Origin of the sequence: Rhizobium sp. BK060 (genome assembly GCF_014193145.1) — a bacterium.
In the GTDB taxonomy this organism is placed as follows: Bacteria; Pseudomonadota; Alphaproteobacteria; order Rhizobiales; family Rhizobiaceae; genus Rhizobium.
On sequence record NZ_JACHYW010000006.1, the window covers coordinates 89,482 to 112,817 of the forward strand.

At 60.6% G+C, this 23,336-nt stretch carries 23 protein-coding genes and 1 pseudogene; 16 read left to right on the forward strand and 8 right to left on the reverse strand.

Annotated elements, in window-relative coordinates; translation table 11 throughout:
- Positions 1-81: 81 nt before the first annotated feature.
- From tkt to FHT71_RS08655, 8 genes are all read left to right on the forward strand, one after another.
- The gene (gene tkt, locus FHT71_RS08620; RefSeq protein WP_183719468.1) at positions 82-2,061 is read left to right on the forward strand and encodes a transketolase; all 1,980 of its coding nucleotides are present in this window, start codon (positions 82-84) and stop codon (positions 2,059-2,061) included.
- A 154-nt stretch (positions 2,062-2,215) separates the two neighbouring features.
- Positions 2,216-3,226, forward strand: coding sequence for a type I glyceraldehyde-3-phosphate dehydrogenase (gap, locus tag FHT71_RS08625; protein WP_007802560.1), 1,011 nt, complete (start codon positions 2,216-2,218; stop codon positions 3,224-3,226).
- 122 nt (positions 3,227-3,348) lie between these two features.
- Complete coding sequence (locus tag FHT71_RS08630) at positions 3,349-3,489, forward strand: hypothetical protein (RefSeq protein ID WP_007802558.1); 141 nt, start codon at positions 3,349-3,351, stop codon at positions 3,487-3,489.
- Between the two features lie 92 nt (positions 3,490-3,581).
- On the forward strand, positions 3,582-3,902 hold the full coding sequence (locus tag FHT71_RS08635) for a hypothetical protein (RefSeq protein ID WP_007802556.1): 321 nt from the start codon (positions 3,582-3,584) through the stop codon (positions 3,900-3,902).
- 361 nt (positions 3,903-4,263) lie between these two features.
- Complete coding sequence (locus FHT71_RS08640) at positions 4,264-6,114, forward strand: potassium/proton antiporter (protein ID WP_132589220.1); 1,851 nt, start codon at positions 4,264-4,266, stop codon at positions 6,112-6,114.
- A 69-nt stretch (positions 6,115-6,183) separates the two neighbouring features.
- The gene (locus FHT71_RS08645; RefSeq protein ID WP_183719470.1) at positions 6,184-7,386 is read left to right on the forward strand and encodes a phosphoglycerate kinase; all 1,203 of its coding nucleotides are present in this window, start codon (positions 6,184-6,186) and stop codon (positions 7,384-7,386) included.
- A gap of 221 nt (positions 7,387-7,607) precedes the next feature.
- Positions 7,608-8,633 (forward strand): class I fructose-bisphosphate aldolase, encoded by a 1,026-nt coding sequence (locus tag FHT71_RS08650; RefSeq protein WP_132589218.1) that lies wholly within the window; start codon positions 7,608-7,610, stop codon positions 8,631-8,633.
- Between the two features lie 140 nt (positions 8,634-8,773).
- A complete protein-coding gene (locus tag FHT71_RS08655) occupies positions 8,774-9,691 on the forward strand; it encodes a PhzF family phenazine biosynthesis protein (RefSeq protein ID WP_132589217.1) in 918 nt (305 codons plus the stop codon).
- Here FHT71_RS08655 and FHT71_RS08660 read toward each other — a convergent pair.
- Positions 9,688-9,852, reverse strand: coding sequence for a hypothetical protein (locus FHT71_RS08660; RefSeq protein ID WP_007802544.1), 165 nt, complete (start codon positions 9,850-9,852; stop codon positions 9,688-9,690). The genes FHT71_RS08655 and FHT71_RS08660 overlap by 4 nt on opposite strands.
- A 172-nt stretch (positions 9,853-10,024) precedes the next feature.
- On the opposite strand from FHT71_RS08660, the gene FHT71_RS08665 reads away from it, so the two are divergent.
- The 5 genes and pseudogenes from FHT71_RS08665 to FHT71_RS32300 all read left to right on the forward strand — a co-directional run bounded on the left by FHT71_RS08665 (position 10,025) and on the right by FHT71_RS32300 (position 13,189).
- Entirely contained in the window at positions 10,025-11,305 is a 1,281-nt protein-coding gene (locus tag FHT71_RS08665) for an MFS transporter (protein ID WP_007802542.1), read from the forward strand.
- Between the two features lie 22 nt (positions 11,306-11,327).
- Complete coding sequence (locus FHT71_RS08670) at positions 11,328-11,519, forward strand: DUF1192 domain-containing protein (protein ID WP_007802539.1); 192 nt, start codon at positions 11,328-11,330, stop codon at positions 11,517-11,519.
- Positions 11,520-11,895: 376 nt separating this feature from the next.
- Positions 11,896-12,411 carry a DUF1465 family protein gene (locus FHT71_RS08675; protein ID WP_007802538.1) on the forward strand — a complete coding sequence of 172 codons (516 nt, stop codon included), beginning with the start codon at positions 11,896-11,898 and terminating at the stop codon, positions 12,409-12,411.
- A 468-nt stretch (positions 12,412-12,879) separates the two neighbouring features.
- Positions 12,880-12,948, forward strand: a pseudogene (locus FHT71_RS32295) (transcriptional regulator); the annotation flags it as partial.
- Between the two features lie 43 nt (positions 12,949-12,991).
- The gene (locus FHT71_RS32300; protein ID WP_348632817.1) at positions 12,992-13,189 is read left to right on the forward strand and encodes a winged helix-turn-helix transcriptional regulator; all 198 of its coding nucleotides are present in this window, start codon (positions 12,992-12,994) and stop codon (positions 13,187-13,189) included.
- A gap of 164 nt (positions 13,190-13,353) precedes the next feature.
- Here the strand turns inward: FHT71_RS32300 and rpmE are convergent, their stop codons facing one another.
- Complete coding sequence (rpmE, locus tag FHT71_RS08685) at positions 13,354-13,575, reverse strand: 50S ribosomal protein L31 (RefSeq protein ID WP_007527409.1); 222 nt, start codon at positions 13,573-13,575, stop codon at positions 13,354-13,356.
- Positions 13,576-13,767: 192 nt separating this feature from the next.
- On the opposite strand from rpmE, the gene FHT71_RS08690 reads away from it, so the two are divergent.
- The 3 genes from FHT71_RS08690 to FHT71_RS08700 all read left to right on the forward strand — a co-directional run bounded on the left by FHT71_RS08690 (position 13,768) and on the right by FHT71_RS08700 (position 16,282).
- On the forward strand, positions 13,768-15,570 hold the full coding sequence (locus tag FHT71_RS08690) for an ABC transporter transmembrane domain-containing protein (protein ID WP_132589216.1): 1,803 nt from the start codon (positions 13,768-13,770) through the stop codon (positions 15,568-15,570).
- A 148-nt stretch (positions 15,571-15,718) separates the two neighbouring features.
- Positions 15,719-15,943 (forward strand): hypothetical protein, encoded by a 225-nt coding sequence (locus FHT71_RS08695; protein ID WP_132589215.1) that lies wholly within the window; start codon positions 15,719-15,721, stop codon positions 15,941-15,943.
- A gap of 150 nt (positions 15,944-16,093) precedes the next feature.
- Complete coding sequence (locus FHT71_RS08700; protein WP_007802528.1) at positions 16,094-16,282, forward strand: YegP family protein; 189 nt, start codon at positions 16,094-16,096, stop codon at positions 16,280-16,282.
- A gap of 30 nt (positions 16,283-16,312) precedes the next feature.
- Here the strand turns inward: FHT71_RS08700 and FHT71_RS08705 are convergent, their stop codons facing one another.
- The 6 genes from FHT71_RS08705 to FHT71_RS08730 form a co-directional block, all read right to left on the reverse strand.
- Entirely contained in the window at positions 16,313-17,953 is a 1,641-nt protein-coding gene (locus FHT71_RS08705) for an FAD-binding dehydrogenase (RefSeq protein ID WP_165933071.1), read from the reverse strand.
- Positions 17,954-18,147: 194 nt separating this feature from the next.
- On the reverse strand, positions 18,148-19,179 hold the full coding sequence (locus FHT71_RS08710) for a peptidoglycan -binding protein (protein WP_132589214.1): 1,032 nt from the start codon (positions 19,177-19,179) through the stop codon (positions 18,148-18,150).
- 3 nt (positions 19,180-19,182) lie between these two features.
- A complete protein-coding gene (locus tag FHT71_RS08715; protein WP_132589213.1) occupies positions 19,183-20,283 on the reverse strand; it encodes a flagellar motor protein MotA in 1,101 nt (366 codons plus the stop codon).
- A 100-nt stretch (positions 20,284-20,383) separates the two neighbouring features.
- Positions 20,384-21,184 carry an inositol monophosphatase family protein gene (locus FHT71_RS08720; RefSeq protein WP_132589212.1) on the reverse strand — a complete coding sequence of 267 codons (801 nt, stop codon included), beginning with the start codon at positions 21,182-21,184 and terminating at the stop codon, positions 20,384-20,386.
- A gap of 166 nt (positions 21,185-21,350) precedes the next feature.
- Positions 21,351-22,445, reverse strand: a complete 1,095-nt coding sequence (locus FHT71_RS08725) for a chemotaxis response regulator protein-glutamate methylesterase (protein ID WP_132589211.1) — start codon at positions 22,443-22,445, stop codon at positions 21,351-21,353.
- Positions 22,446-22,456: 11 nt separating this feature from the next.
- Entirely contained in the window at positions 22,457-23,311 is an 855-nt protein-coding gene (locus tag FHT71_RS08730) for a CheR family methyltransferase (protein ID WP_132589210.1), read from the reverse strand.
- Positions 23,312-23,336 lie beyond the last annotated feature (25 nt).

The following is a 23,336-nucleotide window of genomic DNA, read 5'->3' on the forward strand; positions in this document are numbered from 1 at the left end:
ACTGCTATGTGTCACCCGCTCTCATTGATGGTCTCCACAGGCTTGAGGCCATCCCCCGACAACGGAACCCGTGGAATAGCCATGACCTCCCCTGAACAAAACGACCGGATGGCAAATGCAATCCGTTTCCTCGCCATGGATGCAGTCGAAAAGGCCAATTCCGGGCATCCCGGCATGCCGATGGGCATGGCCGACGTGGCGACGATTCTGTTTACCAAGTATCTGCGGTTTGACCCGAAGAAGCCGCATTGGCCGAACCGTGACCGCTTCGTACTGTCGGCCGGCCACGGCTCGATGCTGCTGTACTCGCTGCTCTATTTGACCGGCTACCCCGACATGACGATCGAGGACCTGAAGCAGTTCCGTCAGATTGGCTCCAAGACCGCCGGCCATCCGGAATACGGCCACGCGACCGGCATCGAAACGACCACCGGCCCGCTCGGCCAGGGCATTGCAAACGCCGTTGGCATGGCGATCGCCGAGCGCAAGCTACGCGATGAATTCGGCTCTGAGCTTCAGGACCATTACACCTACGCCATCTGCGGTGACGGCTGCCTGATGGAAGGCATCAGCCATGAAGCGATCGCGCTCGCCGGCCACCTGAAGCTGAACAAGCTCGTTCTCTTCTGGGATAATAACTCGATCACCATCGACGGCGCCGTCTCGCTGTCGGACTCGACCGACCAGATTGCCCGGTTCAAGGCCGTCCACTGGAACACGATCGAGGTCGACGGTCACGACCAGGCTGCCATCGCCGCTGCCATCGAAGCCGCCCACAAGTCCGACCGTCCGACCTTCATCGCCTGCAAGACGATCATCGGCTTCGGCGCCCCGAACAAACAGGGCACCCACAAGGTCCACGGCAACCCGCTCGGCGCCGAAGAAATCGCAGCCACCCGCAAGGCGCTGAACTGGGAATACGAGCCCTTCGTCGTTCCCTCCGACGTTCTCGATGCATGGCGCACTGCCGGCAGCCGTTCTGTTGACCTCGTCAAGTCGTGGGAAGACGGGCTCGCCAAGTCCGCGCACAAGGCTGAGTTCAGCCGCCGCTTCGCCGGCAACCTGCCGGAAGGCTTCGATGCCGCGATCAGCGCCTACAAGAAGAAGCTCGTCGAAACCAAGCCGACGATCGCCACCCGCAAGGCTTCGGAAGACGCGCTTGAGGTCATCAACGGCCTCCTGCCGGAAACGCTTGGCGGCTCGGCCGACCTGACGCCGTCCAACAACACCAAGACCAGCCAGATGCATTCGATCACGCCGACGGATTTTGCCGGTCGCTACATGCACTGGGGCATCCGCGAGCACGGCATGGCTTCGGCCATGAACGGCATCGCGCTGCATGGCGGTCTTATTCCTTATGGTGGCGGTTTCCTGATCTTCTCGGACTATTGCCGCCCCCCGATCCGTCTGGCAGCTCTCATGGGCATCCGCGTGGTACACGTCCTGACGCATGACTCGATCGGCGTCGGCGAAGACGGCCCGACCCACCAGCCGGTCGAACAGATCGCCGGCCTGCGCGCAGTTCCGAACCTGCAGGTCTTCCGCCCGGCCGACGCCACCGAAACGGCCGAGTGCTGGCAGATTGCCATCAAGGCGAAGAACCATCCGTCCGCACTCGCACTCACCCGCCAGAACCTGACGACGGTGCGCACCGAGTACAGCGAGAAGAATCTTTGCGAACTGGGCGCCTACACGCTCGCCGGCAAGGCCGACGCAAAGGTGACGATCTTCGCTTCGGGCTCCGAGGTTGAGCTCGCCGTTGCCGCCCGTGCAACGCTCGAAGCCAAGGGCGTCAGCGTCCGTGTCGTCTCAGTCCCCTGCACGGAACTATTCTTCGAGCAGCCGGACGCTTACCGCAAGGAAGTCATCGGCAACTCGCCGGTCAAGATCGCCGTCGAAGCTGCCGTCCGCGAAGGCTGGGATGCCTTCATCGGGCCGGAAGGCACTTTCGTCGGCATGAAGGGCTTCGGCGCGTCCGGCCCGGCCAAGGACGTCTTCAAGCATTTCGGCATCACCGCGGACGCCGTGGTCGCTGCCGCAGAAGCAAAACTCAGCGCATAACCCTTCAAATCGGCTCCGATTTGAAGAAAGGATTATGCGCAGTTTCCAAGTACTATAGCGTCCATCGCGCGTCATATGCGCCTGAGCGCTATAGGGAGCGCTCAGGCGCTCTCCATCTCAATCCGCAAGCCCCATCTCTAGGGAGTGAATGCACATGACTGTAAAGGTTGCCATCAACGGCTTCGGCCGCATCGGCCGTAACGTTCTCCGCGCTATCGTTGAGTCCGGCCGCACCGACATCGAAGTCGTTGCCATCAACGACCTCGGCCCGGTCGAGACCAACGCCCACCTGCTGCGCTACGATTCAATCCACGGCAAGTTCCCGGCCGAGGTAAAGGTTGAGGGCGACACGATCACTGTAGGCGGTGGCAAGCCGATAAAGGTGACGGCGATCAAGGACCCGGCAACGCTGCCGCACAAGGAACTCGGCGTCGACATCGCGATGGAGTGCACCGGCATCTTTACCGCTCGCGACAAGGCGGCCCTCCATCTGGCGGCCGGCGCCAAGCGCGTCATCGTCTCGGCTCCTGCCGACGGTGCCGACCTGACCGTCGTTTTCGGCGTCAACCACGACCAGCTGACCAAGGACCACCTGGTCATCTCCAACGCGTCCTGCACGACGAATTGCCTCGTGCCGGTCGTGAAGGTTCTCGATGACGCTGTCGGCATCGACCACGGCTTCATGACCACCATCCACTCCTACACCGGCGACCAGCCGACGCTCGACACGATGCACAAGGATCTTTATCGCGCCCGCGCTGCGGCTTTGTCGATGATCCCGACGTCGACGGGCGCTGCGAAGGCCGTTGGCCTCGTCCTGCCGCATCTGAAGGGCAAGCTCGACGGCACCTCGATCCGCGTTCCGACCCCGAACGTCTCGGTCGTCGACTTCAAGTTCGTCGCCAAGAAGGCAACGACCGTCGGCGAAATCAACGAAGCGATCAAGGCTGCAGCAAACGGCAAGCTCAAGGGCATCCTCGGCTACACCGACGAGCCGCTCGTTTCCCGCGACTTCAACCACGACAGCCACTCCTCGATCTTCGCAACTGATCAGACGAAGGTCATGGAAGGCAACTTCGTGCGTGTCCTGTCCTGGTACGACAACGAGTGGGGCTTCTCCAGCCGCATGTCCGACACCGCCGTTGCTTTCGCAAAGCTCATCTAAAAGCATCGCGAGATAAATCGTCGAAAGCGGCTCGGGTAACCGGGCCGCTTTTCTTTTGGCGCCAAACTGACTAGCGTCATAGCCACAAGAAAATGCCGGATGAATGGCTGGCGGATTTACCCATGAAAATTCTCATGACGATCATCGTTTTCCTTATGGTCGCGAGCGTGTTGAGCTTGAGCGTCGTTGGCGGGCGCAGTTCGAAGCAGATCGCCGAAGGGCAGCCGCTGATGGCGTCCACACGCGTCATGGGGCCTCGATAATCCGCTCCCTGAGAACGATAGGACTGGCGCGGCCCGGCCGATCACCGTACTGTCCATCGAAGGCAGACTGCACAGAAGCGAAAGAGAATTTGATGGACTACTTTACGATCGAGATCGGCGGACAAGCGATCGCAAGTTTTCGCTCCGAGAATGCCGATGATGCCAAGAATTTCTTCGAGGCCGAGGATTTTCGCGAGGACCTGACGGTCCTGCAATCGCAGGGCAAGCCGGTTTGGGATGGGGCCACCATGCTCACGCTGCGCAAGGCGACTGCCGAAGAGGCAAGCGAAGTCGAACACGCCTACGAGTTCGACGACGATCCGGAGCGCACCATCGACGATGAATTTGTCGTCTTTCTGGTCCCGATTTCCGACATCGCCGAAGACCGGGACGATGAGGGCGACGACGCCTGAGCCGTAGCGATCAGATAAGCGAGCGCTCTAGAAGCGCGCCTGCTGAAGCCCGGCGCGGCTCTTGTGGCCATCACTGATTGCGAGGAAAAGCGCTAGAGCGCGGCTTCTGCCCTGCTATCGCCCGATTTGCTCATACACTCGATTCATAGCTCCTTCGCGAGCGCTCATCCGGCTTTGCCGTCCGGCACGCCAAAACAGCAGCATGAAGCCGCAAAACAGCACGGGTTTGACCGCAAGGTCTACCCATCCTGCTTGTTTTGCCGTTTACTCATAGCGGGCTTGAGTGACCACGAAAGGGCGATCAGAAATGGGCTGCGGGACCGGGGGCGGTCTGCATTGAATTGTGGGTAAGGGGACAGGCATGGAAGCGTTCTACATCGTCGTACTGGTATCGACGACGCTCGTGCTTCTGGCCGCATTCTCCAGCCTGCTCGCCTTCCGCTTCGGCGCTCCCCTGCTGCTGCTCTTTCTGGCGATCGGCCTGCTTGCGGGAACGGATGGTCTCGGCATCGAGTTCACCAACAATTATCTCGCCTATATCCTCGGCTCCATCGCGCTTGCTGTCATCTTGTTCGACTCCGGCTTCGGAACGCCGGTGCAAGCTTTTAAGCTTGCCGCGGTGCCCTCTCTGACGCTCGCCTCGGTCGGCGTCCTGATGACGGCGGCACTCATTGGCGTCGCAGCCATGTGGCTGCTGAATTTCACTTGGCTAGAGGGCCTGCTGCTTGGCTCCATCGTCGCCTCGACCGATGCAGCCGCCGTCTTCTTCTTGCTGCGCATCGGCGGCATCAACATTCGCGACAAGGTCCGCTCGACGCTGGAAGTGGAATCCGGAACCAACGACCCGATGGCGATCTTCCTGACCATCGCCCTCGTCGAGATTCTGGCCAGCGGCGAACGCTACCACGGCATCAACATCGGCATGCTCGCCATGTTCGTGCAGCAAATGGGCCTCGGCGTGATTCTCGGCCTGCTCGGCGGCATGATGATCTCGCTAATCGTCAGCCAGCTGGAAACCGATCGTGGCCTGACCCCGATCTTCGTGCTGGCCCTGGCGCTGCTGGTCTTCTCGGCTACCGGCGCGGTCGGCGGTAGCGGCTTCCTCGCTGTCTATGTCGCCGGCATCTACGCGGGCAATCGCAAGCTGCAGGGCTATGCCTCCATCAAGCGCTTCCAGGATGGCATGACCTGGCTTGCCCAGATCATCATGTTCCTCGTCCTTGGCCTGCTGGCGACCCCGTCGCAGTTTCCGGCGATCGCCATCCCCGCCGTGCTGCTCGCCCTGTTCCTGATCTTCATCGCGCGCCCGCTCGCCATCTGGCTCTCGCTGCTGCCTTTCGACTACACGCAGCAGGAGATCGGCTTTGTCGCGTGGGTCGGTCTGCGCGGTGCTGTTTCGATCCTGCTCGCCATCATGCCTATTCTCGGCGGCCTGGAGAATGGTCCGGTCTATTTCAATACCGCCTTCATCATCGTGCTCGTCTCGCTTCTGGTGCAGGGCTGGACCATCAAGCCGGTCGCCAAGAAGCTTGGGCTCATCATTCCACCGCGCATGGGCGCCGTCGACAAGGTGGAAGTCGATCTGCCTGGCGCAGCAAACCACGAGCTTCTATCCTACCGCGTCGTCAAGGACAGCCCGGTGCTGCGCGGCGAGCGCATCCCGCGCTGGGCAACGCCGTCGCTCGTCATCCGCGACGGCAAGTCAATGCGCTACCAATATGCCGGCCGGTTGCGCGAGAATGATCTCGTCTATCTCTTCGTCGTTCCTTCCTATTCGCGGCTTCTCGACAAGCTCTTTGCCAGCCGCGCGCCGGTCGAGGAGGACGATGCCGATTTCTTCGGCGCCTTCGCGCTGTCTCCGGCCCGGCCGGCCGCCGATCTCGACGCCGCCTATGGCCCAGGCCTGCTGAACGAATCCGAGAAGGGCCTGACGATCGCCGAGCTGATGAAACACCGTCTGGGCGGCAAAGCCGACTATGCCGACAGGGTGCGCCTCGGCTCCATCATCCTCATCGTCCGCGACCTCGACGACCAGGATCACATTACCTCGGTCGGCATGTCGCTCGAGGCTCTGGAGCCTGCCACCGCCTTGCCGATCTTCCTCAATCTCCACGACATCATCGACCGTATCCGCGACCGTCTCAAGGGTCGCAGGAACCGGGAAGCAGCCGCCGCTGCGACGTCAGCCAGGGCCGATGAAAACCCGCAATGACCGCCTTGCGTCTGCGGTCATCCTTGCTATGGTCCCCGCATCTTTGGGCAATAACGAACGGACTTTTCCATGCCTTCCTTCAAGACCCTCGACGACCTCAACGACATTGCCGGCAAGCGTATCCTCGTTCGCGTTGACCTCAATGTTCCGGTCAAAGACGGCAAAGTGACCGACACCACGCGCATCGAGCGCGTTGCCCCGACGATCTTGGAACTCTCGCAGAAGGGCGCCAAGGTCATCCTGCTCGCGCATTTCGGTCGCCCCAAGGACGGCCCGTCGCCGGACCTCTCGCTGTCGCTGATCGCTCCGTCGGTCGAAGAGGTGCTTGATCACCCCGTGTCCACCGCAAGCGACGTCATCGGCGATGCAGCGGCGGCCGCGGTCGCATCGATGAAGGACGGCGACATCCTGCTTCTCGAGAACACCCGCTTCCACAAGGGCGAGGAAAAGAACGACCCGGACTTCGTGAAGGCGCTTGCGGCAAATGGGGATATCTACGTCAACGATGCGTTCTCCGCCGCCCACCGCGCGCATGCCTCGACGGAAGGTCTCGCGCATCACCTTCCTGCCCATGCCGGCCGCACGATGCAGGCCGAGCTTGAGGCGCTGGAAAGCGGTCTCGGCAACCCGGCCCGCCCCGTCGTCGCCATCGTCGGTGGTGCCAAGGTCTCGACCAAGATCGACCTCTTGATGAACCTCGTCAAGAAGGTCGATGCACTGGTCATTGGTGGCGGCATGGCGAACACCTTCATTGCCGCGCGTGGCACCAATGTCGGCAAGTCGCTCTGCGAGCATGATTTGGCAGAGACCGCAAAGCAGATCATGATCGAAGCGGCCACGGCCGGCTGCGCCATCATTCTTCCCGAAGACGGCGTCGTTGCCCGCGAATTCAAGGCAAACGCCGCCAATGAAACGGTCGCGATCGATGCAATCCCCAGTGATGCGATGGTGCTTGACGTCGGCCCAAAATCGATCGAGGCGATCAAGGCCTGGATCGAGCGCGCTAATACGCTTGTCTGGAACGGCCCGCTCGGCGCTTTCGAAATCAAACCGTTCGACAAGGCAACAGTTGCAGCAGCGAAATATGCGGCCGAGCGCACCAAGGCCGGCAAGCTTACCTCGGTTGCCGGGGGCGGCGACACGGTCTCGGCTCTGAACCATGCCGGCGTTGCCGACGATTTCAGCTATGTGTCGACTGCAGGCGGCGCCTTCCTCGAATGGATGGAGGGCAAAGTACTTCCCGGCGTTGCCGTCCTGGCCAAAGCCAAGTAATCGGCACAAGCAGATTTAACAAATTTTACATGTAGATAGACCGCGGCGCGAAAGCGTCGTGGTCTTTTGCTCACAACGAATACAAAAGCCCAAACTTTCAAACGATTAAAAAAAATTCAAACGTTTCAAACAATTTTGCCGCCGTTTTCCCACCCATAAACTTCTGTTATCCGCGACCTATATCTATTGGTTGACGATTTTTTTGCTGTGGAGAGAACGATATGAGCGAACGTTTGGAAGACATTGCCGTGCGTATGGTAGCTGGCGGCCGCGGGCTGCTTGCAGCAGATGAATCGACAGCCACGATCGGTAAGCGGTTCGATACGATCGGACTTGAATCGACGGAAACGAGCCGTCGCGACTACCGCGAAATGCTGTTCCGCACGGACGACGCGATGCGTCAGTATATTTCCGGCGTGATCCTCTACGAAGAGACCCTCCACCAGAAGGCAGCAGACGGCACGCCCTTCGTCGATATCATCCGCGCGGCTGACAGCATTCCTGGCATCAAGGTCGATATTGGCGCAAAGGCGATGGCGGCTTATCCGGGCGAAACCATCACCGAAGGCCTCGACGGCCTGGCGGACCGCCTGGCGAAGTACCATGAAGCAGGCGCCCGCTTCGCCAAGTGGCGCGGCGTGATCGCAATCTCCTCCACGCTTCCGACTTGGGGCTCCATGAAGGCCAATGCCCACGCGCTCGCCCGCTACGCAGCACTGTGCCAGCAGGCCAACATCGTGCCGATCGTCGAGCCGGAATGCCTGATGGACGGCAAGCCGGGCGACCATAACATTGATCGCTGCGCCGAAGTCACCGAGTGGACACTGCGCACTGTCTTCGAAGAGCTGGCCGACGCCCGCGTCAGCCTCGAAGGCATGATCCTGAAGCCGAACATGGTCATTGATGGCAAGAACGCTCGCAAGGCATCGGTAGCCGAGGTCGCCGAGCGCACGGTCGAGGTGCTGAAGCGCACCGTTCCGTCCGCCGTCCCTGGCATTGCCTTCCTCTCCGGCGGCCAGTCCAGCGAAGAAGCGACGGCGCATCTTTCCGCAATCAACTCCGGCTACGACCTGCCGTGGGCTGTCACCTTCTCCTACGGCCGCGCGCTGCAGGATACGGCTCTGAAAGCCTGGGGCGGCAAGCCGGAAAACGTCGCCGCCGGCCAGCGCGCCTTTGCCCATCGCGCCGAAATGAACAGCCTCGCCGCCAAGGGCAGCTGGAAGAAGGACCTTGAGCAGGCCGCGTAAGCCTCTTCTCGACTGATGAAACAGAAGAGACCGGTCGCCAAGGCGGCCGGTTTTTTCCATTGTAACCGCGACAAGTTTTCCGCTTCTTCAGCCGGCGGATCGTCGGTAGAGATCGTGGCATCAGCCAGTTTGGAGCCACAATGAAAACCGTTGCCTTCACGACCGTCGATGTCTTCACCTCCACCCGCTTCGAGGGCAACCCGCTAGCTGTGATGGCGGATGCACGCGGGCTTGCCGATACTGACATGCAGAACATCGCCGCCGAGTTCGGCTATTCGGAGGTGACCTTCGTGCTGCCGCCGGAAGATCCGGCAAACACCGCCCGTGTCCGCATCTTCACGCCCACCATGGAGGTTCCCTTTGCAGGCCATCCGAACGTCGGAACAGCCTATGTGCTCGGCCAGCAGGGTCAGGTCTTCGGGCGACCGGTCGGCGATAGCCTGCGCTTCGAAGAGAAGGCCGGCCTCGTCGAAGTCGATTTGAAACGCAGCGGCAATGAGGTGCTGTCGGCATCCATTCGCGCACCGAAGCGGCTCGCCATCGGCAACGCGATACCTGAGCAGACAGTTGCCCGCTGCATCGCGATCGAGCCACAAGAAATCCGCTTAGCAAAGCATCGACCGGTTCTCGCATCGGTAGGTCTGAGCTTCGTCGTTGCCGAACTTGCAGATCTTGCCGCCCTCGGCCGTGCCCGCCCAAACCTTGCATATTTTCAGGATGCAGCCAGACAGACGGCCGAAGGCAACCACGACTTCTCGCTGTTCGTCTACGTTCGCTCTCAAGAAGAACCATGGACGATCCGCGCACGAATGTTTGCGCCGCTCGATAACGTGCCGGAGGATCCGGCGACCGGCAGCGCCTCGGCGGCACTTGGCGCCTATCTCGTTTCGCTCGAGCCGGATGCGAACATGAACGTTTCGCTGACCATAGAGCAAGGCGTCGAGATGGGACGCCGCAGCAGCATCGGTATCGATGTCATCAAGAAGAACGGCATTGTTACAGACGTGACGATCTCGGGCAGCTGCACGCCCGCCATGCGCGGCGAAGTCTCGTATTAGACGAAAAGATCGCGCCCGATCAGCGCCACCGCCCAAATGGCGAAGGCAATCAACGCGATCTTCCAGAAATCCATGCGTCGTCGCAGCCCGGGAACACCCAGCGGCTTGATCAGCTGAATCGCCATCGCCAGGATGAGCAGCAGCGCGATCAGCTTCGTCATGTCTTTATTTTTCCATCTTTTCTGAATGTCACAGGACGGACATTTTTTCGCGTCACGACTGCATTTATTCATGCCGTAACGGCATTTGGGGGCACAATCAATCTTCTCGAGGCTGGGCGACACTGCGTGTCGCCACATGACCTTTGACATTCAACGCGTAGAGTCTGGTTATATGAAAAGAAATCTGCTGTCCGTCGCCTCGCTTCTCTTCGGGACGCTCTTTCTCTTCATGGGCAACGGGTTGCAGGGCATCCTGCTTCCTGTGCGCGGCAACCTGGAAGGCTATGCGACGACGACTCTCGGCCTGCTCGGCACGTCCTGGGCAGCCGGCTTCGTCATCGGCTGCCTCGTCGCGCCGAAGCTGGTGCGCCGTGTCGGCCACGTCCGCGCCTTTTCGGGTTTCATTGCCATTATCGCAATTATCTCGCTCGTCAGCGGCATCATCATCCACCCGGTCTGGTGGGTGCTGTTGCGCGCCGTCACCGGCTTTGCGACCGCCGGCACGTCGATGATCATCGAGAGCTGGCTGAACGAGCGCGCCACCAACGAGAGCCGCGGCGCGATCTTCTCGCTCTATATCGCCATCACGCTCTTCGGCGTCGTGGCGGGCCAGATGATGATCCCGCTGGAGGATGTACGCACGCCTGTCCTGTTCATGATCTGCGGCATCTTCTACTGCATCGCGATGCTTCCGACGACGCTCTCCACCGCCGCTTCGCCGCAGCCGCTGAAGGCCGTGAAGCTCGATCTGCCGGCCCTCTACCGCAACTCCCCCGTCTCCTGCCTTGGCATTCTCCTCGTCGGCATCGCCAACGGTGCCTATGGTACGCTGGGCGCGGTCTTCGGCGCAGGCTCCGGCCTTTCCGATACCAGCATCGCCATCATGATGAGCGCCACCATTTTCGCCGGTGCCCTGATGCAGTTGCCGGCAGGTCGCCTCTCCGATCGCATCGACCGCCGCCACGTACTTGCGGCAATGTCTGCCATTGCTGCTCTCGCTGGGCTGCTGCTGGCGATCCTGCAGCCCTCCTCGCCCTACTTCATCATCGGTCTGGTGGTGCTCTACGGCGCCGTCGCCAACACGCTTTATCCCATCGCCGTTGCACATGCCAACGACTATGCTTCCGCCGAGGACTTCGTGAAGGTATCAGGCGGATTGCTGCTCCTCTACGGCATCGGCACCATCATCGGCCCGACCATCGGCGGCCCGGTCATGTCGATGATCAACCCGCACGCCCTCTTCCTGGTGACGGCGGTCGCCCATGTTCTGATCACCGCCTATGCCATCATTCGCAGCCGCATGCGTGCCGCCGTTCCGGTCGGCGACCGCGACGCCTACACGACCATCCCGACGGCCACATCGCAAACGCTGACACCCGAAAGTATGTCGCTTGCCAACCCCGGACCTAGCAAGACTCCCGAAACTGGCGATCCTGCCCTAAAATATAGCTGAGGCAGACAAGGGAGGATTACAGATGAGCTTTATCGACGAAGGCCGGCCGCAGAAGAAGGTTGCGCACGAGATTGGTTGCGACCTCTCCACCCTATCGGTCGACGAGTTGCGAGCGCGCGTCGAGCTGCTCAAAGCCGAGATCGTGAGAATCGAAGCAGAGGCCACCAGCAAGACATCGACAAGATCGGCGGCAGAAAGCCTCTTCCGCTCGTAATTCGCCAGCGGGCTATTACAGCAAACTGGCGCTTGAAAAGTGTTAATCCGGGACAGGTTTAAGCGGCTATTAAGCCTTATAAGGTATTACTGTACTCATCCAGATCTTCTCTGGATCTCAGACAGTTTTCCATGCGGTGAATTGGTCTGATTTTTCTCCCTGTTTTACCTTGAGAGCCGCTTTTGCGGCTCTTCTTTTTTATTGCGCTGGGGACCATTTCCATGAAACTGTGGAAGTTAACCCTTTCTTAAGAAACGCCTTGCGCAATTCGGCTAAAGCTACCATCTTAAAAGCATAAAGAGCGGCCGGAGAACCCTTTTCCCTTCGGCTGATGTTACCTGACCATAAGTAGATGCGTGCAACAGGGACTGTTTAAATGTCAGAGCTTGGATTGAACACAATCAGTTTTGCAGGTCGCGCTGCCGCATCCTCGCAGTTCAAGGCACTGTATTCGGAAGGCATGTCGCTGGTTGAAGAAACCGCCGCCTACCTCGATGGCCAGGGCCGCGCAGCCTCGAAGGTTCTGCCACGCATGGCGTCCGTTCTTTATGCTGCAGAATCGATGCGCCTGACCACCCGCCTCATGCAGATGGCCTCCTGGCTGCTGCTGCAGCGAGCCGTCAACAATGGCGAGATGTCGCGCGATCAGGTTCTGGCGGAGAAGAACAAGGTTCGCCTCGACGGCTTTAACGTCGATCGCAACGCACCGGGCTGGGGCGATCTGCCGGAATCCTTCCGCGACCTGATCGAACGCTCGTTGCGCCTGCAGAACCGCGTTGCCCTGCTCGATCGCGAAATCTATCGCCCGGCCGAGGCCCCGATCGTTCCCGATAACCAGAACAGCGTTCAGGCTCAACTGAGCCTGCTGCAAACGGCCTTCGGCAACAACTGAAACGCCTGGGTCGGATTTCATGAAAACGGCTGCATCCGTGCAGCCGTTTTTTGTTGTGCCCACAACCAGCAAGCGGATTTGACGTGCTGCTGGTGGAAAAGGGAACCAATCTTGCCGACGCCGTGCTACATGGCAGCGTTGAAACGTCCTGTAAACAATTGTCGCAACGAGCTCCCGAACATCGCGTGCCGCCGAAGGGCTTCTCACGGGCGCACGTCCCGACCGCCTCATTCTCACCTCCGGTTTCCTCAGCGGAAAATCCGGTCCCGGTTCGAACGTCGCCAATATTCTACGGTCACCGGGCATATTACCGCCAACGCTGGTAATCCTCACCGCCAGGATGGATGCCGCTTCACGAGTCCAGCAGGAGCCGCAAAGTTTTGAATGAACAAAGACAGGAACGACGACGAGGTACCCGGCTGCACGATGCAGGCGGCACTCAATCTTATCAGCGGCAAATGGAAAGGCATGATCCTCTACCATCTGCTCAAGGGCACCTTGCGAACCAACGCGTTGAAAAGAGAGCTTGGCGACTGCTCTCAGCGCCTTCTGATCAAGCAGCTCAGGGAGCTCGAAGAGGATGGCCTTGTCGAGCGCAAGGTCTTCGCCGTCATTCCCGCCCAAGGTAGAGTATTCGATCAGCGAAGAGGGCCGGACGTTGGCACCGATCCTGCTCGGCTTGCGCGATTGGGGACACGGATCGTTGACCCGCCGCAACCTGGTTGCCCGCGACGACCACCTGTCGGAAAAAGACACGGGAGTGTCATCTGCCGCGTAAGTTTGCTGGGGTTTAGAATTTGCCTTCTATCGCCGCATGACCGCAATTGGCGCGCAAACCTGCCTTGGCGGATGTTCGAAATCCGCTGGGTGGCATTTGCCACATAGTTCCACAAAAAACCCCGCCGAAGCGGGGCTCTTTCAAATTCCACCAAGTGGCAGCGATTAGAGGCCGAGGCCGCCGAAACGCTTGTTGAACTTGGAAACGCGGCCGCCACGGTCCATGAGCTGCTGGTTACCACCAGTCCATGCCGGATGCGACTTGGAGTCGATTTCGAGGTTCATGACTGCGCCTTCAGAACCCCAGGTCGAGCGGGTTTCGTATTCGGTGCCGTCGGTCATGACTACCTTGATCGTGTGATAGTCGGGATGGATATCTGCCTTCATAACAATCTTCCTGCCATGCAACGTCCAATTTGGCGCATACTCGTTGCGACAAGAGGACCGATTGAATAAATGAAGCCGCAGACGCAAAGGCTACGGCTTCCCATTAGGATGGGCTGCCTATACATGAAGGGCGGCAGGATAACAAGAGCCATCAGCCGCGGACGAGCGGTGTTGTAGGCGATCGGAGACGAATTGGCATACCCAGGGCAAGCAGGAGAAAAGAAGTCGAGATCGCTGAAGCCGCTCGGCCGGCTGACGCCCTATGTCGCGCGCTACCGCGGCATGGTCGCCGGCGCCCTCGCTTCACTTGCGCTTGCCGCCGTCACCTCGCTCACGCTGCCCCTCGCCGTCCGCCGCATGATCGACCATGGCTTCACACAGGCCGACGGCAGCTTCATCAACAGCTATTTTGTCATGCTGATGATCATGGCGATCGTGCTCGCGATTGCCAGCGCCCTTCGCTACTACTTCGTTATCACGCTCGGCGAACGTGTGGTCTCCGACCTTCGCCGCGATGTTTTCAGCCACGTGACACGGCTGTCGCCTGCCTTCTTCGACGTCAACCAGTCGGGCGAGATCGTCTCACGCCTCACAGCGGACACGACGCAGATCAAGTCGGCGGTAGGCGCGACCGCCTCCGTCGCCTTGCGCAACCTCATTCTCTGCCTCGGTGCAATGGGCATGATGATCGTGACCTCGCCAAAGTTGTCCAGCCTGGTGATCGGTGCGATTCCGTTGATCGTCTTTCCGCTCGTCGGCTTCGGTCGCTCTGTCCGAAAGCGCTCGCGCTCAGCCCAGGATACGCTGGCGGACGCATCTGCTTTCGCCAACGAAACGATTGCCGCCAGCCGCACCGTCCAGGCCTTTGGCGGCGAGGACGCCGCCGCCTCGCGTTATGGGACGGCCGTCGAAACCGCCTATGGCGCTGCCCGCGCCGCAATTCGCTCGCGCGCCCTGCTGACGGGCATCGCCATCACCCTTATCTTCGGCAGCGTCGTCGCCGTTCTCTGGGTTGGAGCCCACAACGTCCTGGCCGGCACGCTTTCACCGGGCACGCTCGGCCAGTTCCTTCTCTACGCCGTCATCGCCGCCGGCTCTCTCGGCGCTCTCTCCGAAGTTTGGGGCGAACTTTCACAAGCCGCTGGTGCGGCCGAGAGGCTGACGGAACTGCTCGATGAAGTCTCCCCGATTGCAGCGCCCACCACGCCGGTTGCTCTGCCCGCTCCGGCGCAAGGTCGTGTCCTGTTCACCGACGTACACTTTGCCTATCCCTCGCGTCCCGAACGATCCGCTCTGCATGGCCTGAGCTTCGATGTCTCCCCCGGCGAGACCGTGGCGATCGTTGGCCCCTCCGGGGCCGGCAAGAGCACGGTCTTCTCGCTGCTGCTCCGCTTTTATGATCCGCAGCAGGGCGCGGTGATGATCGACGGCGTCGATGCACACAGCACCGATCCCCACGAGCTGCGCAAGCGCCTCGCGATCGTGCCGCAGGATGTCACGATCTTTGCGGCCTCCATTCACGACAACATCGCCTTCGGCCGCCCCGAGGCGACCCGCGAAGAGGTCCGTGCCGCCGCAATCGCCGCGCAGGCCGACGAATTCATTGCTCGCCTGGACAAGGGATACGACACACAGGCAGGCGAGCGCGGCATCACCCTGTCGGGCGGCCAGCGCCAGCGTATCGCCATCGCCCGTGCGATCCTGAAGAACGCACCGGTGTTGCTCCTCGACGAGGCGACGTCAGCGCTGGACGCCGAAAGTGAAACCCTTGTGCAAAAGGCCCTCGATGGGCTCATGACCGGCCGCACGACCCTCGTCATCGCCCATCGCCTCGCGACCGTGCTGAAGGCCGACCGGATCCTCGTGATGGATCAGGGTCGCGTCGTCGAAGAGGGAACACATCAAACCCTTATTCGAGACGGCGGCATATATGCCAAGCTCGCCAAGCTGCAGTTCGAGACAGGCGCCGGAGACTTTCTCGCCGCCGTAAAGTGATCGTCCGATTACACGTTCCTCGTCCGCCGCCAGCCTCCGCCAGTTGCATCGACGTGTAATCTTTGCGTACATATTCCATTATACACGCAGAGATTACACTCGGTTTATGGACGGATTTTAAGGTCGCCGCGCTGTGAGGGAGGCTCTGGTGAACTCGATAGACTTTGCCGATACGCTGATCGCACGCGTCGCCGTGGCCGTCGTCATATCGATGCTGCTGTGCTATCGCTCGCTTCGGGAGGCCCGCGATTGGTCGAAGACCGAAGCGGCCGGAGCCCCATTGACGCCGCAGGCACACCCTTCCAACAGGACAACTCCTCGCGCCATACCTGATCAACAAGTTCTCGTCGGTCTTCTCGATCTTCAAGCCTGAGGGAGTTCGACTTCGGGCGCATTCCGCCCTGCGAGAGGCCTCGCTTGTGCTGGTTGTAACGCGCAAAAATATCCCGATGGAATAGTTGCGTCTTTTGTTCTAGGCTGCACCTGTAGATAGGACAACATCCTGATTCCGGGAGAAAAATCGATGTATAAATTCGAAGTTTACAAGGACAAGGCTGGCGAGTTCCGTTTCCGTTTCAAGGCGCCGAATGGTGAATCCATGTTCGCCTCAGAAGGCTATAAGGCCAAGGCGTCGGCGCTGAGCGCCATCGAATCCATCAAAAAGAATTCTTCCGGCGCAGAAGTCGTTGACACGACGAAGGCTGAAGCCTGATCAAATCAGGCGGCGCCAAAAGCGCCGCCTTTACACTGCCCGACCGGCAACCCTGCCGGAGAAGATGCAGCCGCCGAGGAATGTTCCCTCGAGCGCGTTATAACCGTGCACACCGCCACCGCCAAAGCCGGCCACCTCGCCCGCCGCATAGAGCCCCGGCAGCGGATCCCCACTATGGCCAATCACACGTGCGGAAAGGTCCGTCTCCAGACCACCTAAAGACTTGCGTGTCAGGATATGCAACCGCACCGCAATCAATGGCCCGGCCCGTGGGTCAAGCAGCACATGCGGCTTTGCCGTACGCATCAGCCGGTCCCCGAGGTAGCGTCGGGCGCCGCGAATGGCGATAACCTGCGCGTCCTTCGAAAAGGCGTTGCCGATCTCCCTGTCGCGCGCCTCGATCTGCGTCCTGAGACGGCTTGCATCCACGCGGCCTTCGCCCGTCAGACCGTTCATGCCGTCGACAAGTGCTTCCAGCGTCTCGCGAACGATGAAATCCTCTCCCTTATCCATGAAGGCCTGAACGGGGCCTGGCGGCTCCTTGCCCAATCGCTTGAGAAGCAGGTGAAGATCCTTGCCCGTGATATCCGGATTCTGCTCGGAGCCGGAAAGGGCAAACTCCTTCTTGATGATTGCCTTCGTCAGGATGAACCAGCTGTAGTCATGCCCCGTGGCGCAGATTGCCTTCAGCGTCGCCAGCGTATCGAAACCGGGCATCGCAGGCGCGGCAAAGCGATTACCATCGGCATCGCACCAGAAGGAGGACGGACCGGGCAGGATACGTATGCCGTGATTGCGCCAGATCGGATCCCAGTTCTTCAACCCCTCCGTATAGTGCCACATCCGATCCGAATTGATCTCTCGCCCGCCCGCGCGCTCGGTAATCTCGATCATGCGCCCGTCGACATGGGCAGGCACACCCGCGACCATATCAGCGGGGGGCCGTCCGAGCCGATCGATCGGCCATCTCCTGCGCACCGCCTCGTGATTGCCCCCGATGCCTCCGGACGTGACGATCGTCGCGTCGGCCCTTATCTCGAAAAGTGCCGAAAAAATGCGGTTCGTCTCCCGCCCTCGAACGGAAGCGTCCGGCTGGAGGACCGTGCCACGAGCGCCGCATACGATGCCGTCTTGCACGAGAAGGTCATCCACCTGATGCCGGAACAGAAGCGTGACAAGTCCCTTCGCCTCCGCCTCGCGCACACGGCGAATGAATGGCGCAAGCACAGCCGGCCCGGTTCCCCACGTCACATGGAAGCGTGGCACGGAATTTCCGTGGCCGTGCGCCAGGCCGCCTCCCCGCTCGGCCCAGCCGACTACGGGGAACCAGCGCATTCCCTGCTGATGAAGCCACGAGCGCTTTTCGCCTGCGGCAAATTCGAGATAGGCCTCCGCCCAGCGACGCGGCCAATAGTCTTCCGGCCGGTCGAACGACGCAGACCCCATCCAGTCCTGCCGTGCCAGGCTAAGGGTGTCACGGATGCCCAGCAGGCGCTGTTCCGGGCTGTCGACGAAGAACAGTCCGCCCAGCGACCAGAATGTCTGCCCACCGAGGCTTTGTTCGCCCTCCTGCTCGACGATGCAGACATTCCGCCCGCGATCCGCCGCCTCCGCCGCCGCCACAAGCCCGGCAAGACCCGCGCCGATGACCAGCACATCGCATTCGATCAAAGCATTCTCCCCCAAAATCTCCGCGAGCCCACGCGGAGCCCGCTCAGCGACAACGCCACTTTTTCCTCGATGACATTCTTTGCAACCGGACGCGGAGAGACGCCTTACGCCGCGTCCAGCCGGCCGTGCCGAAGCAGCCGATCTTTCGGATACTGGCTAGACTGACGGCATTGATGATGCGCCAGGCCGAACGCCTACTTCTCGGTCAGCTTGAGTTCGATTCGACGGTTCGTGGCGCGCGCCTCCGGGGTGTCTCCCGGCGCAATCGGCTGGAACTCGCCGAAGCCGGCGGCGACGAGACGGTCGGCAGGGACACCGCGCGAGATCAGGAACTTGACGACCGAAATCGCGCGCGCTGAAGACAGCTGCCAATTGTCGCCATACCTGCCGGTGCCGGTGAGCGGCACGTTATCCGTATGGCCGTCCACACGCAGAACCCAGTTGATTTCCGGCGGGATTTCCTTGGCAACGTCGAGAAGGGCCGTCGCAAGCTTTGCCATCTCGCCCTGCCCATCTGGATTGAGATCCGCGCCGCCAGAGGGGAACAGCACTTCCGACTGGAAGACGAAGCGGTCGCCGACAATCCTGATGTTCTCGCGATCGGACAGGATTTCGCGCAGGCGGCCGAAGAAATCGGACCGGTAGCGGTTGAGCTCCTGGACGCGCTGCGCCAGCGCAACGTTCAGACGGCGGCCCAGATCGGCGATCTTTGTCTGCGAGGTCTGATCCTTCTGCTCGGAGGCCTGCAGAGCCGCTTCCACGGCAGCAATCTGGCTGCGCAATGCGGCGATCTGCTGGTTCAATAGCTCGACCTGGCTCATCGCCCGGTCACTCATCTGCTTCTGTTCGTCCAGTTCCTTCGTGAGGCTGCCGATACGCGCCTGCGCAGCACTCTGCCCCCCCGAGCCGGCATCAAGAAGCGCTTTCAGCCGCGATCGCTCGCTCTCAGCCGACGCCAAGGAGGCCTGCAGATTGGCAACGCTGTCCTCGAGGTCCTGCTTGCTCCCCTTCTCCAGGGCCAGAAGCTGCGTCAGCTCGTTGATCTGGCTGTTCAGACGGTTGAGCACCTCATCCCGGCCCGTAATTTCCCGGCTCAGGATGTATTGACCGACGACGAAGACGGTCAGAATGAACATGATGGAGATCAGCAGCGTCGACAGCGCATCGACAAATCCTGGCCAGTAGTCCACCGCGCGTTGGGGGCGACGATTGCGGGCGAGAGCCATGGCTTACTTGCCCTCGGTCTTTTCGGTTTGCGGCATCCGCTGTGAGCGTTCGCTTGAACCGTGCCTTTCCTGAGAACCGATCCGTTCGGCCAGGCGATCGAGCGTGCGGCGCATCGCCTTCGTCTCGTCCTGCTGCGCATCGATCCAGTCGCGCAGCATCTGCTGCTCATTGCGCATATTCTTGACGAGGCCCTGAATGCCTTCGGCAAGGTTCGCCATCGCCGCAACCGATCTCTGGGTGCCGCCGCTGCCCTCTTCCGAAATCCGGCGCATGTAATCGGATAGCGCGCGAACGTCATCCGGAGAGACTGCGGAATTCGCGCCGATGGCAGGCATGGCTACATCGTGCCCGACGTCGGTTACCGAGGAAAGCCAGTTTTCCAGTTCCATGTAGAACCGGTTTTGAGCACGGCCTGCCTGCAGATCGAGAAAGCCGAGGATAAGCGAGCCGGACAAACCAAGGAGGGATGACGAGAAGGCCTGCCCCATGCCCGAAAGCGGCATGGAAAGCCCCTCCTTCAGAGCGCTGAGAACATCGCTGGAACCGTTCGCTCCCGCATCGAGCGACTGAATGACCGCACTGATCGAGCCGATTGTGCCGATGAGGCCCCAGAATGTTCCGAGCAGGCCGAGAAAGATCAGAAGGCCGATGAGATAGCGCGACACATCGCGTGACTCATCGAGCCGGTTGGCAATCGAGTCGAGAATTGAGCGGAACGCCGCCGTCGAAATTCCTGCCGAGGCATTGCGGCTGCCAATCAGCGTCCGCATCGGAGCAAGCAGCTTGGGGTTGCGGCCGACTTTGTCGGCGCTGCCCGCTGCCTGGAACGAGTTGAACCACCGCACTTCCGGTCTGAGCGACAGCACGTGGCTGAAGACGAGGATGATGCCAACGGCCAGGATGCCAAGGATCAAGCCGTTGAGGCCCGGATTGTGCATGAAGGCAGTCTGCGTCTGCCGGAAGAGGATGGCGGCAATGAACCCGACGATGGTCAGAAACAGCACCATCGTCCAAAGAAACGGCATCGGACTGGAAAGTTTATAGCTGTAGTTGCCCGTGGTTTTTTCGGTCGAGCCGAACTCCGCCACATTCACATTTTCCATAGGTTCCGCAGCCTCCGGATTCATTTCAGCCGGAGACTAGAGCAACATTGTGCCGAATTGAAGTATGCGGAAACGAAAACCGTGTCTTTACAACAGCGATTTACCGGGTCGGGACGGGGCGCTTGGCGACTTCGAGCAACGCCCTCTGGATATACTCGTTGCCGGCAACCACCGAGCCCGTCTCGAGAATGGACGTACCGCCGTCCCAGTCGGACACATAGCCGCCGGCTTCGCGGATGAGCAGGATACCCGCCGCAATATCCCAGGCCGACAACGCAGTTTCCCAGTAGCCGTCGAAGCGACCGGCGGCCACATACGCGAGATCGAGAGAAGCCGCGCCCATGCGGCGAATGCCGGCAACTTCGCCCATCACGTGACGGAGCTCGACGAGGAACTTGCCGTGATTGCCGCGGCCGAGGTGCGGTACGCCGCAGGCAACGACGGAATCCGAAAGCACACGGCGGGCGCCGACGCGCAGACGGCGATCGTTCAGAAAGGCGCCGCCGCCACGTTCGGCGGTGTAGAGCTCATCCGTTGCCGGATTGAAGACGACGCCGGCGACGATCTCATTGTTGCGCTCAAGCGCGATCGATACCGCAAACATCGGAATGCCGTGCAGGAAGTTCGTGGTGCCGTCGAGCGGGTCGACGATCCAACGGTGCGCACCGTCCGTACCCTTGATTTCCTCGCTCTCCTCGCCGAGGAAGCCGTAAGTCGGGCGAGCCTTCAGGAGTTCGTCCTTGACGATCTTCTCCGCCTTGCGATCGGCATTCGACACGAAGTCGCCCGGGCCCTTCACTGAAACCTGCAGGTTCTGGACTTCTCCGAAATCACGCCCCAGCGATTTTCCTGCCTTGATGGCAGCCTGAACCATGACATTGAGGAGAGCTGAACGAGCCATGTGAGCACTTTTCCTTGAGCGATAATACGGTACGCGCTGTCAGGGCGGGAAAGGTCCCTGATCGCCGGAGAAGGCAGCGCTCGATAAGATTGGCGGCCTCAAGACCACAAAATCGGGAAAATTTCAAGAGGAGAGCCGCACAGCCCTCAAGGCTCGTCGACAGTATCTAGAATTTCTGCTGCGCCATCAGCACCTCACGCGCAATCTGGTCGAGCGGAAGAATGCGATTGACGCCGCCCTTGGCGATCGCTTCCTTGGGCATCCCGAAGACGACCGATGTCGCCTCGTCTTGTGCCACCGTATAGGCGCCGGCCTGATGCATCTCTAGCATGCCCTTTGCGCCGTCATCGCCCATGCCTGTCATGATGATGCCCATCGCGTTCGAGCCGGCGCTGCGCGCAGCCGAGCGGAACAACACGTCGACGGACGGGCGATGGCGCGACACCAGCGGACCCTGCTTGACGGAGACGTGGTAACGCGCGCCTTGCCGCTCAAGCAGCATATGCTTATCGCCGGGCGCAATCAGCACATGGCCGCGCAGGACAGGATCGCCGTCCAAGGCTTCCTTGACTTCGACTTCGCAAAGACCGTTCAGCCGCTTGGCAAATGCCGCCGTGAATTTTTCCGGCATGTGCTGCACGACGACGATGCCGGGCGCGTTGGCAGGAAGCGCCTCGAGAAATTCGCGCAATGCTTCTGTCCCGCCTGTCGAGGCTCCGACGCAGACGACCATCTCAGTCGTCTTCGCCATCGCACGGCCGGTCGGCGGCGGCAGCATGGCGTCGGCTGTCAATTTCCGTGCCGGTGCTTCGCTGCCGGGGCGCAGGGCGCCTGCGGCGCGACAAACATTGGCGAGGCGTGCATGTGAGGCGCTCTTGACCACCTCGCGGATGCGAACCGCATCATCCGCAAGACTGTCCGCCGCACCGATCTTCGATTTCAGAATGACGTCGACGGCGCCGGATTCCAGCGCCTGCAGAAGCGTCTCCGAGCCGGCCTCGGTGAGTGACGAACACATCACGACAGGGATCGGCCGCTGCGCCATCAACTTACGCAGGAAGGTGATCCCGTCCATCCGCGGCATTTCGACATCGAGCGTGATGACGTCGGGAATCTCTTCCTGGATCTTCTTGGCCGCCATGAAGGGATCGGTCGCAACCCCCATAACTTCGATGTCGGGGTCTTCCTGCAACAGGCGCACGAGCGTCTGACGGACGCTGGCTGAATCATCGATGATGAGAACGCGGATCTTCTTGCCCATGGCGGCCTTACTCAAACGCGCTGGAAGACAGTGTTGGAGACCTGCTTCAGCGGCAGATCGAAGCCGGCGATCGATTCCGAGTGGCCGATAAACATGTAACCGCCCTTCGCCAGGCAATTGCAGAGCCTCGTCAGCACGGCCGATTGCGTCGGCTTGTCGAAATAGATCAGCACGTTGCGGCAGAAGATCATGTGCATCACATCGCCGACCGGATATTTGTCGTCCATCAGGTTCATCCGGGAAAATCCAACCCTGCTGCGCAACAAGGGCGAGATACGGATCTCGCGTCGTCCGGGCTGCTTAGCGACCATGATGTACTTTCGCTGCAGGTCGCGTGGCACAGGCTGGATGAGATCCTCGGCATAAATGCCGCGCTGTGCCGTTTGCAGCACTTCGGTGCTGAGATCGGTGGCGAGTATGCTGTAGTTTCCGTCGCCGCGGGCTTCTGTGAACTCCTCGAGCACCATCGCCATCGTATAAGGCTCCGCACCTGTGGAGCAGGCCGAGCTCCAGGTGCGGATCGTGCGAACGCCGCTTGCGGCAAGAGCCGGCAGAGCGACCTGCTGCATGTAGTCGAAGTGCCGCGCCTCGCGGAAGAAGTCCGTTTTGTTCGTGGTCACGGCATCGATCAGATAGACCGACTCCTGCTCCAGACCGCCTTCGTGAAACAGGAAGTCACAGTAGTCATCGAAGGTCACATGATTTGTCGCCCGCAACCGGCGACGAAGCCGGCCCTCCAGCATCGTGACCTTCGTCGGCGGCATCTTGATGCCGCTGTAATCGTAAATGAACCGGGCAAGCTTATCGAAATTACGCTTGCTGATCCTGTCGCCCGCAAACTGGGCCTCTGCAACGGCCATACCCATGATGCGCAAAACTCCGGCTGGGCCG

Excerpts from the sequence above, each read along its gene's own strand:
- FHT71_RS08710 (WP_132589214.1), bottom strand. The coding sequence starts at position 19,179 with ATGGCTCTCGCCCGCAATCGTCGCCCCCAACGCGCGGTGGACTACTGG.
- gap (WP_007802560.1), top strand. The coding sequence starts at position 2,216 with ATGACTGTAAAGGTTGCCATCAACGGCTTCGGCCGCATCGGCCGTAAC.
- FHT71_RS08725 (WP_132589211.1), bottom strand. The coding sequence starts at position 22,445 with ATGGGCAAGAAGATCCGCGTTCTCATCATCGATGATTCAGCCAGCGTC.
- FHT71_RS08660 (WP_007802544.1), bottom strand. The coding sequence starts at position 9,852 with ATGACGAAGCTGATCGCGCTGCTGCTCATCCTGGCGATGGCGATTCAG.
- FHT71_RS08655 (WP_132589217.1), top strand. The coding sequence starts at position 8,774 with ATGAAAACCGTTGCCTTCACGACCGTCGATGTCTTCACCTCCACCCGC.
- FHT71_RS08665 (WP_007802542.1), top strand. The coding sequence starts at position 10,025 with ATGAAAAGAAATCTGCTGTCCGTCGCCTCGCTTCTCTTCGGGACGCTC.
- FHT71_RS08650 (WP_132589218.1), top strand. The coding sequence starts at position 7,608 with ATGAGCGAACGTTTGGAAGACATTGCCGTGCGTATGGTAGCTGGCGGC.
- FHT71_RS32300 (WP_348632817.1), top strand. The coding sequence starts at position 12,992 with ATGGCCTTGTCGAGCGCAAGGTCTTCGCCGTCATTCCCGCCCAAGGTA.
- FHT71_RS08675 (WP_007802538.1), top strand. The coding sequence starts at position 11,896 with ATGTCAGAGCTTGGATTGAACACAATCAGTTTTGCAGGTCGCGCTGCC.
- FHT71_RS08635 (WP_007802556.1), top strand. The coding sequence starts at position 3,582 with ATGGACTACTTTACGATCGAGATCGGCGGACAAGCGATCGCAAGTTTT.
- FHT71_RS08720 (WP_132589212.1), bottom strand. The coding sequence starts at position 21,184 with ATGGCTCGTTCAGCTCTCCTCAATGTCATGGTTCAGGCTGCCATCAAG.
- FHT71_RS08640 (WP_132589220.1), top strand. The coding sequence starts at position 4,264 with ATGGAAGCGTTCTACATCGTCGTACTGGTATCGACGACGCTCGTGCTT.
- FHT71_RS08645 (WP_183719470.1), top strand. The coding sequence starts at position 6,184 with ATGCCTTCCTTCAAGACCCTCGACGACCTCAACGACATTGCCGGCAAG.
- FHT71_RS08630 (WP_007802558.1), top strand. The coding sequence starts at position 3,349 with ATGAAAATTCTCATGACGATCATCGTTTTCCTTATGGTCGCGAGCGTG.
- FHT71_RS08715 (WP_132589213.1), bottom strand. The coding sequence starts at position 20,283 with ATGGAAAATGTGAATGTGGCGGAGTTCGGCTCGACCGAAAAAACCACG.
- FHT71_RS08670 (WP_007802539.1), top strand. The coding sequence starts at position 11,328 with ATGAGCTTTATCGACGAAGGCCGGCCGCAGAAGAAGGTTGCGCACGAG.
- FHT71_RS08700 (WP_007802528.1), top strand. The coding sequence starts at position 16,094 with ATGTATAAATTCGAAGTTTACAAGGACAAGGCTGGCGAGTTCCGTTTC.
- tkt (WP_183719468.1), top strand. The coding sequence starts at position 82 with ATGACCTCCCCTGAACAAAACGACCGGATGGCAAATGCAATCCGTTTC.
- FHT71_RS08730 (WP_132589210.1), bottom strand. The coding sequence starts at position 23,311 with ATGGGTATGGCCGTTGCAGAGGCCCAGTTTGCGGGCGACAGGATCAGC.
- rpmE (WP_007527409.1), bottom strand. The coding sequence starts at position 13,575 with ATGAAGGCAGATATCCATCCCGACTATCACACGATCAAGGTAGTCATG.